Genomic DNA, 17,984 nt, shown 5'->3' on the forward strand with positions numbered 1-17,984 from the left:
AAGTAATATAACAAATAAAGGTGTTAGAAACTCTTTTTATGGACACAACGTTTATCAAAATTATACGGATAAGATATATAACAATAATCTATTTTAAGGTAAATCAAGCATAAACCTAAGAAATTATTAAACTAAAAAGCATAAAAAAACCGTCTGTAAGTAGGTTTACAGACGGTTTCGGAATTTAACTAAACTACCTATTTATAAATCAAAAACAATAGATTCTCCGTTATCACCAGTTAAAGTAACTTCTTTATCACAAGATCCATCTCCAAAATCAATATTAAAATTGACTCCAAAACTACTAGTAAAATCCAAAGCCCCTTGAACTGGATATTTCAAGAAATTAAATCGATTAAAACAAGCTACCTTGTAAACTAAAGGTGCGTTTGCCACAGACTCTGATTTCATAAAATATGTTTGCGTAATACCTTCTAGTAAAGAAGATTCTTCTAAAATAATAACCTCATCTGCGGTAAATCGATTTTCAAACGTGAAATTTCTATTTGTAGTATAACGATACGAATCACCATTAGGTTCTGTAATAACTCCATCGATTATAACATCAAAAACTTTGGTCGTTCCAGTACTTAAGTCTGGATTTTGTTCTGCGACTCTATATCCATCAAACATATAACCTTCGTCTCCTCTAACGTTTTTAAACACTGTAGAATCTTTCCATTGCTCATTAAACACTCCTGCCACATAGTATTCTAATTTACCGCTCCAATCATCAAATTGACATTGTTCTTCTGTATAGTTCAGAATCATTTTACTGTAATAATCATACTCTTCAAACCCAGATAAAGGAGTCTCTTCATTTGAAACTAACAATTCGATAGATACACAACTACTTTTAGAACTTTTAGAAGAACTTTGTACCTCATCAAAAGCTGCCTCAGAAATTAAATCAAAACCATCCATTGCTCCATCTAGACTATGATACATTTCGAAATTTTCTTTATCGCTATTCTGGATAGATACGGTATCCTCTACATCCTCTACGGCACAACTTGCCATTAATCCTAATCCTACTGTACAAATCAATAATTTTTTCATGGTTTACTTTTTTAATGAATATTATAACGCGTTTTCTATCTATTAAACCTGAAAAACAAAAAACGCTGCGTATTTTTTCTTTTTTTTTTAAATCACGCATTTTATTTTCCCCAAAAACCCTAGATATAATAACACTTTCCATTGTTATATTTTTTTTCATAAAAAGTAAATTACATATCAAATTAATAATATTAAAAATCAAAAAAATCAAAAAACAATCTTTCCAAGAATACTCTGATGTATATTTCTATAAGAGATTAAAACTTGTTCAATTGATCGAATCTTAATATTCTTTGTAAATTTGCCTTCCTTAATAAGGATACTATGATCATTACTAAAACACGTGAAGAAATTGAATTAATGCGCGAAAGTGCTCTTATTGTTTCCAAAACACTTGGAATGCTTGCTCCTGAAGTAAAACCAGGAGTAACTACACTTCAGTTAGATAAACTAGCGGAAGAGTTTATTAGAGATCACGGAGCTATTCCCGGGTTTTTAGGATTATATGATTTTCCAAATACCTTATGTATGAGTCCTAATGCACAAGTAGTGCACGGTATTCCTAATAATACTCCGTTAGAAGAAGGAGATATCATTTCTATAGATTGTGGAGCAATTAAAAACGAATTTTATGGTGATCATGCGTATACTTTTCCCGTAGGAGAAATAGCGCCTGAAGTTGAACACTTACTTAAGATAACCAAAGAATCCTTATACAAAGGTATCGCCGAATTAAGAGTTGGAAAACGTGTAGGTGATGTTGGGTATGCAATTCAAAAATTTACTGAAGAAGCTGGATACGGAGTGGTTAGGGAGCTTGTAGGACATGGGTTAGGTCGTAAAATGCACGAAGATCCAGAAATGCCCAACTATGGTCGACGCGGTAGAGGTAAAAAACTTATAGAAGGAATGGTCGTAGCTATAGAACCTATGACTAACATGGGAACGCGCCGAATAAAACAGTTAAGAGATGGTTGGACAATACTTACTGCAGATGGTAAACCAAGTGCTCACTTTGAACATGATGTAGCGATTATAGATGGTAAACCTGAAATTCTTTCTACATTTAAATACATTTATCAGGCATTAGGTATTGAATCTGATGAAGAAGATGCTTTTAGACAAGAATTATTAGCAGTTTAGTTTTTTCCAAGAATGAAAAAACTCTTCAAATTCATATTAAATACAATCCCAAGGCCATTATTAATTCGTTTGAGTTATGCTGTGAGACCTATAATTTCTTTTTTTCTTAAAGGAAATACATTTACAGATCCTATTGACGAAAAAAGTTTTTCTAAATTTCTCCCTTACGGATATGGTAATCAAAGAGATAATGTACTCTCTCCTTCTACCCTATCTTTAGAGCGTCATAGATTGCTTTGGTTATATCTAAGAAACGAAACCGATTTTTTTACTGCTAAAGCTAAAGTATTGCATTTTGCTCCAGAACAAGCTTTTTATAAAAAGTTTAGAAATTTAAAAAATTTAGAATATACAACTACGGATCTCAACTCTCCTTTGGCAGATGTAAAAGCAGATATTTGTGATCTCCCATTTGACACTAACCAATATGACATCATATTTTGCAATCACGTTTTAGAGCACATTCCTGATGATACTAAAGCAATGCAAGAGCTATTAAGAGTTCTAAAACCAGGTGGTATGGCTATTCTTCAAATCCCACAAGATCTCAGCCGAGCTACTACTTTTGAAGATGACACTATCACTGACCCAAAAGAACGAGCACAAATTTTTGGCCAATATGATCACGTAAGAGTGTATGGAAGAGATTACTTTGATAAACTCCGTTCTATCGGTTTTCAAGTTAATGAAATCGATTATACCAATAAATTATCTAAAGAAAAAGTAATAAAATATTGTCTCGCTCCAGGAGAAATACTTCCCGTTTGCTATAAGGCATAACTACAAAATTATTAAAACACATCACTAAGAAACATCTTTTTTTATTTCAGATTGTGTAATTGTGCTAAGTTCTACATATAAAGGATCTTTAGCTATCAATTCCATTAAGTGTTTTTTACATTCAAATTTTCGCTTTCTAACGTACTCTTCTGTATAACATCTCACATCTAGATTGTGGATTAAATCTTCATATTACAATTCAACATTAAATCGCGACGATTGAAAATTAAATCATTTCATTTTTTCCTCAATTACTAGATATTCGAGTCATCATTTAATCAATTCATTAACTAAAACAAACTGATATGACTCCCGCTGATATTTTTTCTATAGCTAATATGATTGCTATGCCTATGTGGATACTAATGGCGCTACTACCAAAATGGAAAGTGACTCGATTCTTAATTGATTTTAAAATAGTTCCAATAATATTATCCCTAGTATATGGTTTTTACATTTTTCAAGCCATTCAAATTGGCGGAGGAATGGATTTTGGAAGCTTAGCCACTGTAATGGAGTTATTTACTGAAGAAAATGCAGTGCTCGCAGGATGGGTTCATTACCTAGCTTTTGACCTAATAGTAGGCATGTGGATACTAGATCAAAATAAAAAATTAGGAATACATCAATTACTAATAGCACCCTGTCTTTTTGCAACATTCATGTTAGGTCCTATCGGGTTTTTACTTTTTATAATCATCAAATCAATCAAACAAAAAACATCATGAAATATCTAAATCAAATTTTACACGAAGTAAAGAACACAAACATCATATTATATTGGGCAGTCATCATATACCTTATAACGACAGTCTTTTGTCTAATGGGTGTTTTAATTGATGACAGAACCTTAATGGGTGTTAATGTCTGGATCAAGCCTTTAAAATTCTCCATCTCCATTGGTATATATACTTTAACCGTTGGATACTTAATCACATTTTATCCATATTCTAGGCGGAAAAAAAATATTATAAGCAACCTTGTTGTTTGGACACTACTAATTGAACTAGCAATCATTGTATATCAAGGGTCAAGAGGAGTGCGATCTCATTATAATGAAGAAACCTTATTTGATGGAATGTTATTTTTAGCAATGGGTTTATTAATTGGAATCAATATTTTACTTATGATATTGTTCATTATTGATACTGTACGATTAAAATTAAACACCACCAGATCTATTCAATATGCTATTTTAATGGGATGGTTAATTGTATTTTTCGGAAGTTGGATAGGTGGTCAAATGATTTCTCAGATGGCACATAATGTTGGTACAGCAGATGGTGGCGCTGGTCTTCCATTAGTCAATTGGAGTGCTATAAGTGGAGATCTAAGGGTAGCACATTTCTTCGGATTGCACGGCATACAAATAATTCCGTTATTCGCACTATGGCTATCTAAAAAATGGAGTGTTTCTAATAAAAAACAAATCATTCTAGTACTTATCTTTGGGTTGCTATATGCGGGATGGATTGGTTTTACCTTTTATCAAGCAAAACAAGGTATCCCATTACTCAAACTATAATTAAACCAATATGTTAATTAATAAAAAGAAACGCATAAAATATTTAGGTTTTGATGACTTTTGGTTTATTATCATCGGAATTTTAATCCTTAGTTTTATTACGGATTACCTGTTTAGCAATTCTTTCGTTCGGCTTCCTTTTGATAAGGCAATTATTAGTTGGAGTGTATCCCTTTTCTTTTCTACCTGTGATTGGTTTATTATTCGCGCCATCATGATTCTTTTACGAAAAAGACTCCCCGATTTTAAAGATAATTCGAAACGTATCTTTTTGTTCTTTATTGCTATTGTGAGTACGGTTTTTCTAGTTGATGTATTCGGCAATATGGTATTATCTTTTATTTGGGGATTAAACTACAATCCTTTATCAAGAGCTAAAATATTAGTCCCAGTAATTTTGATTAGCACTATGACTATGGCGATATATGAGGCTATTTATTTTTATGTAAGACTAAAAAAATCTATACGAGATGAGGAACAAGCAAAACAAATGATAGTGCAGGCACAATTGGATACACTTAGAAATCAAGCTCAGCCACATTTTTTATTTAACACTTTAAATACTCTTAGAGACATCATTGATCAAAACTCTAAAGAAGATGCTAAGGAATTTGTAGACAAATTAGCTGATGTCTATAGATTTATATTAGAATCTGGGAATGCAAATTTGACATTACTAAGAAATGAACTAAAATTTGCCAGATCATATATCCATATACAGTCAGAAAGGTTTGGCGAAAACCTAACAGTACATTGGGATATTCCAGAAGCCTCATTAAATATGATGATAGTACCGATGAGCCTTCAACTTTTATTAGAAAACGCAATAAAACATAATGTAATTTCTAAATCAAAGCCACTCATCATATCAGTAAAAGTTGAGAACAACTCTTTATATATAACAAATAAGATTCAACCAAAATCTACTAAAGTACCATCCACCAAAGTTGGATTAAAAAACATTGAAAAACGATATGGATTAATCTCTAATGAACCTATTGAAATAAAAAACGATGGAAACCATTTTATTGTTTCCCTTCCATTATTAAAATCATCTGATCAAAAAAACAATTATGCAGATACTGATTATTGAAGATGAACCACGAGCAGCCAATCAATTACTAAATAAATTGAAAACTGAGAATTTCGATTATCAGCTTTTAACGGTCATTGATACGGTAGAAGATGCCGTGCTATGGTTTAAAGAAAATAAATCCCCCGACTTGGTATTTATGGATATTCAACTAGCTGATGGATTAAGTTTTGAGATTTTTCAAAAAATAGATATTGATGCACCTATTATTTTCACTACTGCCTTTGATCAATATGCAATCCAGGCATTTAAGGTTAATAGTATAGACTATCTATTAAAACCAATCCAACAAGAAGAATTGAATCATGCATTAAATAAATTCAGAAAATCTAACAAACAACTTGCAGTTGATCCCGCTATCCTAAAAAAACTTCTTGGAAGCATGCAAACAACAAAAAAAAGAGAAGGGATACTGGTTAAGGAAGGAAATGGTTTTGCTCAAATTAGAATCATAGATCTTCTATACTTCTATTCTCATGAGAGCATAACATTTGGGGTTACGCTTAGTAAAAGATATATTATTGATGAAACTATGGATCAATTATTTGATTCGTTAGATACTGATCAATTTTACAGAATTAATCGAGGCCAAATCATTTCTAAAAATTCAATTCAGAAGATAGACTCCTATTTTAATCATCGGGTTAAACTAAGTATCATAAATCCAAGAGATCAGGATTTTATTGTAAGTAGACAAAAAACAAGTGATTTTAAAGATTGGTTAAATCATTAAAACTTATTTTTAATTAGCTTTCAGGAAAACCATTCACTGCAAGTGTTTTTAATTCTTTATTATCATCTTCATAAATAAAATAGACTCGTAGTTTAGGTCTCGTTTTTAAAAATTGAATTGATTTTTCCAACCCCATAGACATTAATGCTGTAGCATATGCGTCAGCATCCATACATTTTTCTGTTAACACTGAAACACTTAGTAGATTAGATTTATGAGGGTATCCGGTTTTTGCATCTATGATATGCGCATACTTATTTCCATTTTCATCTACTTTAAATTTACGATAACTCCCAGAAGTTGCCATGGCTTGATCCTCTAAATAAATAACTTTACTATAAGATTGAGTTTGATCAAAATTAGGATCCTCTACTCCTATTTTCCAAGGTTTTTGTTTTATTAGATTTTTTCCTTTTCCTCTGATTTCTCCTCCTATTTCTACTAAATAATTTTCAAAATTTTTAGCCTCCAAAAAATCAGCAAACACATCTACAGCATACCCTTTTGCTAAAGCATTAAAATCAATAAATGTATTCTTATGCTGTTTTATAATTTTAGCATTTCTTAACTCAACCTTATCTAAACCGACAGATAATAACAAACTATCGATTTTAAGACTATCTAATGCTATAATTTTACCCTCTGGACCAAAATCCCAAGCATTAACTAAGACTCCCACTGTCGGGTCAAAAACACCCGCTGTTTCCTTATAAATCCTTTTGGATGTATTAAATACATTTTTAAAATGATCATCAACTAAACTTGTAGTATCTCCTCTATTAATTTTAGAGATATCAGAATCATCTTGATAGGTAGACATTGAGATATTTATAACCTCTATAATACTATCATATGATTTTGTAAAGTCTATCTCTTTGTTATCTATAAATTGAACAGAAAAAGTAGTGCCAAATGCATCTCCATTTGCATAATTCATATACTGTTCCGGAGTCTCTTTACAAGAAAACAATGATACAATTAGACAAATAAAAAGTAGTATACGAATCATGTTATTCAGTTAAGGTGTGTTTCTATTACTTGTAATCCCGCATACTCCACAGCGTAAGCTTCATTTAAAAAAACTGGTTTAGTTGGGTTTTCAGGATTCTGTAATCCCACACCTGCATAAAACACCTTCGCTTCTTGTTCTCTAGCATGCTTTTTAAACGCTTCCATCCATACCATATCATAATTATGTGGATTATCTGGATGCGCTATAGCTTTTACAATCACAAAATACCGTTGATTTAATTTATCAATACATACAAACTGTGGATGTTTACCCAACTTACTATTAATAGCAATAAATTCGAAACCTCTTTTCTCTAATTCTTCCCCAACAATATTCATTGCTAGATTATGAAGTTCTTGTTTTGTTAATATTCTACTCATAGCTGGGCAAAGATAGCACTATTAAGCTATTTTTTTTAAAACTTTAAACTTCCAATCTCAATTTCTTCTTCTTGTTTCCCCAACCTTACAATACTTACTTTTTTCGATTCATTTTTCTTTCCATAGTTCGTAAACATTGTTACTTTTAGAATCGTTGGGCCAGATATCTTTTGGACATTATCAGCATAATAGTCAATCATTACTTTATAGTTGCCTTTTATGGCTTTTTTAAGCATAAATTCTTCTGGGCCATATCCTTCAGTCATATCCTGGGATAATCTACCTCCTATTTCTGTTTCTGTATTGCTATAATAACCCTTTTCTTCATTTGGATCTATAACCCATAAATCTATGTCTGTATCATTATGGTTCCAATCAATTACTACTCTTACATCTACTGGAATTTCTTTAAATATTGTTTTTGTCGATTCCGATAATTTAAGTTTCTTTTTATACTTATGAACCAATCTACTTAATTCTACATAAGCCAGTTGCTCAATTCCTAAAAAACGTTCGTCTTCATCTTTTTCTAATAAATCTCCATTATATATTTTATATAAAAGATCAAAACTTTTTTGAAACTCACCGATATTTTCATAAGCCAAAGCCAGGTCTCTATAAGATTGAGGTTCTTCTGGTCTTAATTCTAATATTTTTTCATATACAACAACAGCCAATTCATTTTGCTTAAAATATTCTAATTTATAGGCTAAGGCTCTCATTAATTCATGATTATCCAAGTCTTTTTCAATCAGATTAGTTAATATCTTGATTGCTATATCGGGGGCTTCTTTTCTATCGAAAAAATCTGCAACATCAAGATAAAATGAAGGAGTATTTGTGTATTGACTTCTAATTTCTAAATATTTAGCATATGCTAAATCAATTGTCTTTTCTTTTTTCAGAATTTTCAAATATGGAGTATCAGGATTCCAAGATTTTAATTCTATTTTTTCTGAAATTTTTTGATTTAACTGTTCAATTTTTTCTAAGTTATTTTCTTTCCCTTCTTTTGTAGTAATAACAATAATACCATTATTCCCCGCAGAACCATACAATGCTTCTCCTGCTTCTTCTTTTAATACCTGCATAGATTCTATTTCATCTGGAAGTAATTTATTTGTTGGGTTTCCCTGAACAGGTACACCATTAACTATATAAAGAGGTTCAGAATTTGAAGTAATGGAAGATACACCCCTAACTACTATAGATGAATTTGTTCCTGGTTGTGAATTACCCACCTGAACTCCAGCAACGGCTCCAGAAAATGATTGGTTTGTAACAGTAACGACTGATGCTGTCATCGATTTTCGTTTCTGAACCCCATATCCGACTACCACTACTTCTTCTAAAAGAGATGCGTCTTCCTCTAACTTAATTTGTAGATTACTCGAATTGGTAGTTGCACTTTTTTTAGAGGCAAATCCAATATATGATATATTCAATTCTTGTGTTACTTCAGCATTAATTCTGAAGTTTCCATCAATATCTGTTTGAGTACCATGATTAGTTTCTTCTACCCATACATTTACTCCTGGCAATGGTAAACCTTTGTCATCCGTAATCACACCAGACACAATTCTTTTTGTTATATCGATTGTATTTCTGCTAGTTTCTATTGATACGTTTGTCGTATCTGATATTGGTTCTCGCAAAGTATCGATACTAACACGTTGCTGAGTATTTTGATTACTATTTATGTTTCTTGTATTGATTTTCTGTTTTGTTTTTTCAACTTTCTTTGGAAATTCTGTTGTGTACCAACTCCATAAATCTTCATACTCATTAAACAAATCTGTTCTTCTCTCTTCTATTTCTTCTCTTTTATATAATTCTTCTTGCTCAATATTCTCAATTCGTTCTTTATATGCTTCTTTTAACTCTTGTGGTGGTTCTATTCGATATTTAACATAATCTTCTATCCTATCCAAAATTAACATCGAGGTATATTCTGTGATTAATTTATATTGTTTGGCTAAAGAGATAATTTTATTCTTGTTCTGCTTTTTATTTTTATTTAAAAAAGAGAGCTTTTGTTTTGCCCATAGTCTTCTTATCGTTTTATCTTCTGTTCCTGAAGTAATATAAATTTCAATTTCTTCTGTCACCTTATTTCTATACCCAAAAAGTAATTTGATCGTAGTATTTTCCTTGAATTTCCCTGATAAAGAAAAATCAGATAAAACATTCGTATTTTGATTAGGATACACTTCTTCTAACATACTATTGTTACTTATTCCCAAAAACTGATAAGTTTCATGTTTTAAAATTTCTAAAGCATTCTCAGTAGAAAATCTAGTAAGATTTATATAATTACCTCCTGATGTTGTTGCTATCCTATTCATATACTCATGATCTCCGGAAACAGAAGAATTAACCGTATATATACTTCTATTAATTTTCTTGTTAAAATGACCTAGATTAATCAATCCATCAGTAAAAATCAAAATCTCATCAGATTTGATTTTCATACTATCTAAGAAGCCTAAATAAGTACCTCCGTCATACGTTATTTTTTCTATTTGCTCTTTTAAAATCGACCAATTGCCATCAATCACTCTAAACTCTTTATCACTATGCATTGAATTACTAAAAGATATAAATCGAACCTTGATATTTTGTAAATAACTAAAGTACCTATCCAATAGCTCTAGTTCTTTTTTAACCTTTCTATGATTATTAGAAAATGAAGAATCCCATAGAATGGTAATACTGTCTGGTTTTTCCTTTAATCTTGAATTTGGGGCTAACTGTTGATTAATGTAGAAAAAATCATTGTGTGTAATCACTTGTCTCGAACCTAAACTTTTGGGGATATCTATGATGATTGAAGAAGAGGCTAAATAATCTTTTTTATGTGCTAATGCTTTGTATGTATTTCCTTCTTGATGAAAAATCAAATCATCATTATTAATCAATGGTTTTCTATCCCCGTAGACAGTGATATCAATCAAAAATTCATCAAAATTATTCGTGAAATTAAGAGGTAATTCGTAAAGCTTAGAATTATTTTTGCCGAACAATTCTTGTTCATACGTAATAACAACATTCTTATAATCTCTTGGCAAGATTGGATAGATTCTAGCCTTATAATTGTTTCCTTGTGTTTTTTCTAAAAGACCGGGATCAATATTTTGTCTTACTGTACTTTCATAAGCAACTCGTGCCAGTTCCTTTTCTACAATAACCGCTTCTCTCATTTTATCATTAACATCCATAGCAAATCCAGAAACCGATTGCCCTTGACCCAAAGGAAAAATCAATTCACCTTCTAATGTTCTATTCAATTCATTATAGAACTTCATATCATACGTGGTGGTAGCAAAGTTTCCAACAATTTTTACATCTACCTTTAATACAGAAAGTTTCAACTGAGTAGAATCTTTCAACTGAATAAAAGGAGTTTCCTGACTAAGTAAGGTTGATAAAGAAATAAAAAACGTAAATAGTATTAATAATTTTTTCATGATTGGCTAATTTTTTATTCAGAGTAAAGCTCATCATTATTAATTATTCATAAAACTCAAAATGAGTGAAGTCGTCTTTTGATTGAGTGAAGTATTTCTTTTCTATAGTATTATTTAAACCTAATAAACACACCTTTTTCAAAATAATAACTTGGGGTATAAATAGTAGAATTTTCTTCAAATCGATACCAAGGAGAAATATCAGTATCTTCAAAATTCTTAAGCAAGCATACATTCTGTGCTGGTGTGTTTCCTTGTGCTAACAAAAATAGTTTCTGCCCTTGATCATTTACTATTTCATCTACTATTATTTCTATATGACCAGGAGTTCCTGGGTTTACTAGCATATCACCAATAGTCAAATCCTTTATCTTCACTTTTGGTAATTCTGTATGTAAAGACAAAGTTCCTGCATACGTATAAACAAGATTCAAATATTTATAAAAATTTGATTTGGAAGAATTCGGGGTAGCTGTTTTATGAAAAGTTACTTTATTACCTTTAATTTTAGGACGAAAGCCTGCTGCGTATTTTTTCCAAGAACAATAATGCCCTGAAGTAAAATTAAAACCGATTTCATCTTTCCTATTTTGATCCCACAGGTACTCCGCTCTCATTCTCATTAAAGCATCAGCACATTGTTGTAATCCATTAGAAGGAACAGGAATTTCTAAAATGGCATCATGCCAATTCTGTGCAAAGTATCTGGTATTATCATAGTTTATAATAGGAGAACCATGTTTTTTCAGTTGATAATGACGAAGATATTCTTGAAAAGAACCTTTTGGATATGCTTTTCTTTTATATCCCTTAGGAAGTGTAACTCTAGTACTAATTGAATCTCCTAATTCATTAATGTAGCTAGGTGTTGAGATTGTGTTTTCTATGATTCCTTTTACATGGTTAGTTAATTGTTTTCCTTTTGAGTTCACTCTAAGAATGATTATTAAAACAATAATCCCTAATCCTACTAAAAAACATTTTTTCATAAAAACCACATATACTAAGCAAGATACTTAAAAAAGTAAAACGATTTAACACAATCCTATGCAACGTACTAATATGAATTAAAGTCTTTCATATATAAACATTTAGCCATAAGTAAAAGGGAAATCAATAATGATTTCTCTTTTTTATTTTAATCAAATATACAAGTATAAATTAACAAAAAATTAATAAACAATCTATTTTTTCCCTTTGTCTTTAAAGTAATTCACAACATAAATTTAAATAAGACAATATGAAAACAACACTTTTACTTTTTATTACAGCGATCACATTATCAAACATTTATGCCCAGGAAGATTCTTCATTTGGATTTACAAAAGGAGATATTACCATCTCTGGAACTATGAGTTATTCTTATCAAAACTCTGATTCTTTTAGAAATGTTATAGATGGTAATTCATATCGATTCGAAACGAAAGGACATAATTTTAGCATCATCCCCGAAATAGGTTACTTCGTATCATCGCATTTTATGACCGGTTTAAAATTTGGATATATTAGTTCTAAAACAGAGAGCTTTGATAATGACCTTTATGATTACACATCTAAAGGAAGAGGATATAGTACTAGTCTTTTCGGAAGATACTATTTCACTCCTCAAAAAAGAGTTTCATTATTTATAGAGTTAGAAGCCGGTTACACAAAAAACACAATAGATTCTGATAGAGTATTTCAGGTTAATGATCTAACATCGTATACTAATAAAGTTCAAAATTATAGTGTAACAGCAGCTCCTGGAATAAATGTATTTATTAACAAGGATCTTTCATTAACTTCTCGAGTTGGTCGAATCGGATATTCGAATATTAAAGACAATTTTAGTAACTCTAATGGAGATACAGGTACGAATAAAAGAGATAGCATTGATGCTAGTATTTCCTTAAATAACTTCTATTTTGGCGTACTCTATAGAATATAAGCTGAGAAACAGTAGTTCACAAAAAAACCGATACAATCAGTACCGGTTTTTTTATTATATAAAAGACATTTTATGTCTATCCTCCAAAGTCATCGAATCTGATATTCTCATCAGGAATACCAAAATCTTCTCCCATTTTCTGAACAGCCTTGTTCATTAATGGAGGTCCACAGAAATATAATTCTATATCTTCTGGTGATTCATGAAGATTCAAATAGTTATCGATTACACAGTTATGTATAAATCCAACAAAACCATCTCCTTCTGCATCTATATCGCTTTTTACTTTCCAGTTATCCTCTTCTAAAGGCTCTGAAAGTGCTAAATAGAATTTAAAATTAGGGAAATTCTTTTCTAAATCGTAAAAATGATCTAGATAGAATAATTCACGCTTAGAACGTCCACCGTACCAATACGTAACTTTACGTCCCGTTTGTAATGTTCTAAATAAATGATATAAATGTGATCTCATTGGCGCCATACCTGCTCCACCACCTACATATAACATCTCTGCTTCGGACTCATTAATAAAAAACTCTCCATAAGGTCCAGAAATAGTTACCTTATCTCCTGGTTTTTGAGCAAAGATATAAGACGATGCAACACCTGGGTTTACATCCATCCATCCATTTTTACTTCTGTCCCAAGGTGGAGTCGCAATACGCACATTAAGCATAATCTCTCTACCTTCTGCAGGGTAAGAAGCCATAGAATATGCACGCTCTACAGTTTCATTATTCTTCATTACTAATGGCCATAAACCAAACTTATCCCATTCTGCCTGAAACTTATCTGGAGTTTCGTGTTCTTCTGGATGTGCCGTGATATCGATATCGGCATATTTAATTTCACATTGAGGAATTTCTATCTGGATATACCCTCCAGCTTTATATCCCATATCTTCAGGAATCTCTACAACAAATTCCTTGATAAAAGATGCTACATTGTAATTACGTACAACAGTAGCTTCCCATTTTTTGATTCCAAACACCTCTTCTGGAACCTCAATATTCATATCCTGTTTTACCTTTACTTGGCAAGCCAAACGTGCTCCATGCTGTAATTCCTTACGAGAAAAATGTGGAGTTTCAGTAGGCAATGCCTCTCCTCCACCTTCTAATACGTGGCATTCACATTGAATACATGTTCCACCACCACCACAAGCAGACGGTAAAAATATTTTTTCATTTCCTAAAGTAGACAACAAAGTTCCTCCAGAAGCAACTTCTATCTCCTTTTCACCATTAATAGTAATCTTTACGGGTCCTGACGGTAATAGTTTATCTTTTGCAAATAATAAAATCCCTACCAATACCAAAGTAAGTACCAAAAACGAAATAATGGTGATAGCGATTGTTCCAAGTGTTGACGCTAAAAATATCATATTATTTAAGTGTTGAAACGTTAGTGTTTTCTGCTACTTCCTTAGCAGTTTTCTCTTCTATCTGAACAGTTTCCTGTTTCTTTGATTCCTCTTCATCTCCTCCTGTAAGCATTCCTCCAAAACTCATAAATCCAATTGCCATAAGTCCTGTTAGAATAAAAGTGATTCCTAATCCTCTTAGCGGAGCAGGAACATTAGAGTACCTGATCTTTTCTCTAATTGCAGCGATAGCAAGAATTGCTAAGAACCAACCGATTCCTGATCCAATTCCATACACCGCAGCATGAGAGATTGCTGGAAATTCTTTTTGCTGCATAAATAGTGATCCTCCAAGAATTGCACAGTTTACTGCTATTAATGGTAAGAATATACCTAATGAGTTATATAATGATGGAGAAAATTTCTCAACAATAATTTCTACTAATTGTACCATTGTAGCAATTGTAGCAATAAAAAGAATAAATGTTAAGAAACTTAAATCATAGTCCGCATACTCAGGACCTAACCATATCAAAGCACCTTCTCTAAGAATATACTTATCAAGTAAAAAATTTAAAGGTACTGTAATCGCTAAAACGAAAATAACCGCAGCTCCTAGACCTACAGCAGTAGATACCTTTTTAGATACAGCTAAATAAGAACACATTCCTAAGAAGAATGCAAATACCATATTATCTATAAAGATCGCTTTTAAAAATAATTCTAAATATTCCATTTTTTATAATTTTAAATTGCTTCTGATATCAATTACCAAAAAGCAATTGTGAACTTTCTAGTGATCTTCGATTAGTGCTTTATTTCTACTTCTCTGAATCCAAATGATAATACCTACGGTAATCAAAGCCATTGGCGCTAATACCATAAAACCATTATTTTCATACCCAAAAGCATATAATCCTGTTTTCTCTATCGGATCGCCTAATACTTTTGCACCGAATAGTGTTCCAGATCCTAATAACTCTCTGAAAAACGCTACGATTATCAATAAAACTCCATATCCAGCCGCATTACCTATACCATCAAGAAAAGATTTCCAAGGTCCATTTCCTAAAGCAAAAGCTTCGAAACGTCCCATAATGATACAGTTCGTAATAATCAGACCAATAAATACCGAAAGTTCCTTACTCAATGTATAAGCAAAAGCCTTTAGCACTTGATCTACCACAATTACAAGGGCTGCTACAACTACTAATTGAACAATGATCCTAATTTTTGATGGTATAATATTCCTCATTAATGAGATAACAACATTACCAATACCTAATACAAATATTACCGAGATCGCCATAACTATAGAAGGCTTTAACTGCGCAGTAATTGCTAATGCAGAACAAATACCTAATACCTGAATAGTAATAGGATTATTATCTGCAAGAGGATCTGTAAGTAGCTTTTTGTTTTTCTTCGAAAACAATGGCTCTTTAGGCTCTTTTACTTTAACTTCAACTTTTTCTTCTGTTACTTCAGCCATTTGTTATTTTTTTAAAGTTTCGAAATAAGGTTGATACATCTTAATACCTTTTTTCACCATCGCAGTTACACCATCTCCTGTGATAGTTGCACCGGCCATAGCATCTACAGCATTATCATCTTTTCTTACATTTTTAGGATCTCCGTTACCTTTCTTAACAGTAATACCTTTATAATTTCCAGCTGCATCTAATATATTCTCTCCAATAAAGTCATCCCTAAAATAAGCTTCCTTAATATTAGCTCCTAAACCTGGAGTTTCTCCTTTATGATCGAAAAATGCACCTTTAACGGTTTTAAATTCTTTATCTAAAGAAACATATCCCCAGATTGCATCCCAAAGACCATTTCCTCTCATAGGTACAACATAAAATTCCTGACCATCTTTTTTGCCAATAAATAATGGCATTTTACGGTCGTAATTTGGATCTTGTTTTACCTTATCATTTTCTTTCTTAACTTCTATATTAAAAGCATCAGTTGTTTTTTTAGCAGAATTTCCAGTAATAATATACTGCTCGTCTCCCACATATTTATCAAACAATTCTTGTGCTTTTTCTGCAGGTACAAATTCATTAGGGTCTTCTGTATCTGAAATCCCCATTGCGAATAATATATTCTGCTGCTTTTCTGTTATCTTATTAGCGGTTATATTCGGTTTAAGTACCGAAGATATACCTGCTAATATCGAACCTACTACAACTACCATTGCAACTGCAAAGATAATTGTATATGAATTTTTATCTGTATTAATCGCCATAACTAAGCAGTTTTTAATTTTAGACGTTTCATTCTTTTCTTAACATTTCCTTGAACCACGTAATGGTCAATTGTAGGTGCAAATACGTTCATTAACAAAATTGCTAAGAACACACCTTCTGGATACGCTGGGTTAAATACTCTAATTAATATAGAAATAAACCCTATCAAAAATCCGTAAATCCATTTTCCTTTATTAGTTTGAGATGCTGTCACTGGATCTGTAGCCATAAACACAATACCAAAAGCAATACCTCCTACTATAAGATGTTTCCAAAACTCTAAATTCATTAACGCATAAAACTTGCTGGATTCTGCTATCCAACCTGCGTTAGTAACTCCATTAAATATTAGTCCCATTACTAATGTTCCTAATACAGCACTTACCATGATTCTCCAGCTTCCTATTTTTGAGAAAATTAAGAAAGCTCCTCCTAACAATATTAATAATGCCGATGTTTCTCCTACAGAACCAGGTATAAAACCAAAAAATGCATCCATAACAGAATACGTAGCATCTCCAGAACCTAAAATATTTTTACCCTGTGCTAAACCTCCTAAAACAGTCTCTCCAGAAATAGCATCCAATTGTGCACCTCCAGCAATTTCATTAGCTCTTTCTACAGCTCCGTGAACCCACACTTTATCTCCCGACATCCAAGTTGGATATGCAAAGAATAAAAATGCTCTAATAGTTAACGCTGGATTTAGAATATTCATTCCAGTACCACCAAATACTTCTTTACCAATCACTACTCCAAAAATAACTGCCACTGATAACATCCATAATGGAGTGTCGACAGGAACAATTAAAGGGACTAACATTCCGGTAACCAAATATCCTTCTTCTACTTCGTGTCCTTTAATAACAGCGAATAAAAATTCTACAGCTAATCCAACTCCATATGAAACTACTACCAATGGTAATACTTTCCAGAGTCCGATCACCAAATTATCTAGTGACCAAAATGCAGCACTAAAAAACCCATTAGCTGCGGCTTCTATCTCACCTAAAGCTAAATGATGTTGATAACCTGCATTGAACATACCAAAAATTAAACATGGCACTAACGACATGATAACCGTATTCATCGTACGCTTTAAATCATCAGCAGCACGAACATGAGATCCAGAATGTGTAATCTCGTTTGGCAGATATAAAAAAGTATGGAGTGCATTAAATGCAGGTGCCATCTTTTTATCCTTATACTTAAGTTTTAAGTTATGTAATTTACTTTTTAAACTCATGACC

The 17,984-nt window shown here is 31.9% G+C and carries 17 protein-coding genes; 7 read left to right on the plus strand and 10 right to left on the minus strand.

Annotated features, from left to right (window positions below; genetic code table 11):
• Positions 1-201 precede the first annotated feature (201 nt).
• Positions 202-1,059 (minus strand): hypothetical protein, encoded by an 858-nt coding sequence (locus BMY33_RS07645; RefSeq protein WP_091407256.1) that lies wholly within the window; start codon positions 1,057-1,059, stop codon positions 202-204.
• 324 nt (positions 1,060-1,383) lie between these two features.
• Between BMY33_RS07645 and map the strand changes: the two genes are divergently transcribed.
• The 6 genes from map to BMY33_RS07675 all read left to right on the plus strand — a co-directional run bounded on the left by map (position 1,384) and on the right by BMY33_RS07675 (position 6,333).
• Positions 1,384-2,202 (plus strand): type I methionyl aminopeptidase, encoded by an 819-nt coding sequence (gene map / locus BMY33_RS07650; RefSeq protein ID WP_091407257.1) that lies wholly within the window; start codon positions 1,384-1,386, stop codon positions 2,200-2,202.
• Positions 2,203-2,214: 12 nt separating this feature from the next.
• Positions 2,215-2,982: a class I SAM-dependent methyltransferase gene (locus BMY33_RS07655; RefSeq protein WP_091407259.1), complete on the plus strand. Its 768-nt coding sequence runs from the start codon at positions 2,215-2,217 to the stop codon at positions 2,980-2,982.
• Between the two features lie 305 nt (positions 2,983-3,287).
• Positions 3,288-3,710 carry an ABA4-like family protein gene (locus BMY33_RS07660; protein WP_091407260.1) on the plus strand — a complete coding sequence of 141 codons (423 nt, stop codon included), beginning with the start codon at positions 3,288-3,290 and terminating at the stop codon, positions 3,708-3,710.
• Entirely contained in the window at positions 3,707-4,507 is an 801-nt protein-coding gene (locus BMY33_RS07665; RefSeq protein ID WP_091407262.1) for a hypothetical protein, read from the plus strand. The genes BMY33_RS07660 and BMY33_RS07665 overlap by 4 nt, the downstream gene beginning before the upstream one ends.
• A gap of 10 nt (positions 4,508-4,517) precedes the next feature.
• Positions 4,518-5,600, plus strand: coding sequence for a sensor histidine kinase (locus BMY33_RS07670; RefSeq protein ID WP_091407264.1), 1,083 nt, complete (start codon positions 4,518-4,520; stop codon positions 5,598-5,600).
• Positions 5,581-6,333 (plus strand): LytR/AlgR family response regulator transcription factor, encoded by a 753-nt coding sequence (locus BMY33_RS07675; protein WP_091407265.1) that lies wholly within the window; start codon positions 5,581-5,583, stop codon positions 6,331-6,333. The genes BMY33_RS07670 and BMY33_RS07675 overlap by 20 nt, the downstream gene beginning before the upstream one ends.
• 13 nt (positions 6,334-6,346) lie before the next feature.
• Here the strand turns inward: BMY33_RS07675 and BMY33_RS07680 are convergent, their stop codons facing one another.
• The 4 genes from BMY33_RS07680 to BMY33_RS07695 form a co-directional block, all read right to left on the minus strand.
• Positions 6,347-7,342, minus strand: coding sequence for an FAD:protein FMN transferase (locus BMY33_RS07680; protein WP_091407267.1), 996 nt, complete (start codon positions 7,340-7,342; stop codon positions 6,347-6,349).
• Positions 7,343-7,347: 5 nt separating this feature from the next.
• Entirely contained in the window at positions 7,348-7,725 is a 378-nt protein-coding gene (locus BMY33_RS07685) for a Na(+)-translocating NADH-quinone reductase subunit F (RefSeq protein WP_091407268.1), read from the minus strand.
• 35 nt (positions 7,726-7,760) lie between these two features.
• Positions 7,761-11,192, minus strand: coding sequence for a VIT domain-containing protein (locus BMY33_RS07690; RefSeq protein ID WP_091407270.1), 3,432 nt, complete (start codon positions 11,190-11,192; stop codon positions 7,761-7,763).
• 110 nt (positions 11,193-11,302) lie between these two features.
• Positions 11,303-12,181: a DUF4846 domain-containing protein gene (locus BMY33_RS07695; protein ID WP_091407272.1), complete on the minus strand. Its 879-nt coding sequence runs from the start codon at positions 12,179-12,181 to the stop codon at positions 11,303-11,305.
• Between the two features lie 251 nt (positions 12,182-12,432).
• Here BMY33_RS07695 and BMY33_RS07700 point away from each other — a divergent pair, with 251 nt between their 5' ends.
• Positions 12,433-13,119 (plus strand): outer membrane beta-barrel protein, encoded by a 687-nt coding sequence (locus BMY33_RS07700; RefSeq protein WP_091407274.1) that lies wholly within the window; start codon positions 12,433-12,435, stop codon positions 13,117-13,119.
• A 76-nt stretch (positions 13,120-13,195) separates the two neighbouring features.
• On the opposite strand, the gene nqrF is transcribed toward BMY33_RS07700, so the two are convergent.
• Genes nqrF through BMY33_RS07725 form a run of 5 tightly spaced genes read right to left on the minus strand, consistent with a single transcriptional unit; the run spans position 13,196 to position 17,980 of the window.
• A complete protein-coding gene (gene nqrF / locus BMY33_RS07705) occupies positions 13,196-14,503 on the minus strand; it encodes an NADH:ubiquinone reductase (Na(+)-transporting) subunit F (RefSeq protein ID WP_091407275.1) in 1,308 nt (435 codons plus the stop codon).
• A 1-nt stretch (position 14,504) separates the two neighbouring features.
• Positions 14,505-15,218 (minus strand): NADH:ubiquinone reductase (Na(+)-transporting) subunit E, encoded by a 714-nt coding sequence (nqrE, locus tag BMY33_RS07710; RefSeq protein ID WP_091407276.1) that lies wholly within the window; start codon positions 15,216-15,218, stop codon positions 14,505-14,507.
• A gap of 57 nt (positions 15,219-15,275) precedes the next feature.
• Positions 15,276-15,974 carry an NADH:ubiquinone reductase (Na(+)-transporting) subunit D gene (locus BMY33_RS07715; protein ID WP_051336378.1) on the minus strand — a complete coding sequence of 233 codons (699 nt, stop codon included), beginning with the start codon at positions 15,972-15,974 and terminating at the stop codon, positions 15,276-15,278.
• 3 nt (positions 15,975-15,977) lie between these two features.
• A complete protein-coding gene (locus BMY33_RS07720) occupies positions 15,978-16,733 on the minus strand; it encodes a Na(+)-translocating NADH-quinone reductase subunit C (RefSeq protein WP_091407278.1) in 756 nt (251 codons plus the stop codon).
• 2 nt (positions 16,734-16,735) lie between these two features.
• Positions 16,736-17,980 carry an NADH:ubiquinone reductase (Na(+)-transporting) subunit B gene (locus BMY33_RS07725; protein WP_091407279.1) on the minus strand — a complete coding sequence of 415 codons (1,245 nt, stop codon included), beginning with the start codon at positions 17,978-17,980 and terminating at the stop codon, positions 16,736-16,738.
• Positions 17,981-17,984 lie beyond the last annotated feature (4 nt).

Origin of the sequence: Aquimarina amphilecti (assembly GCF_900109375.1) — a bacterium.
Taxonomy (GTDB): Bacteria; Bacteroidota; Bacteroidia; order Flavobacteriales; family Flavobacteriaceae; genus Aquimarina; species Aquimarina amphilecti.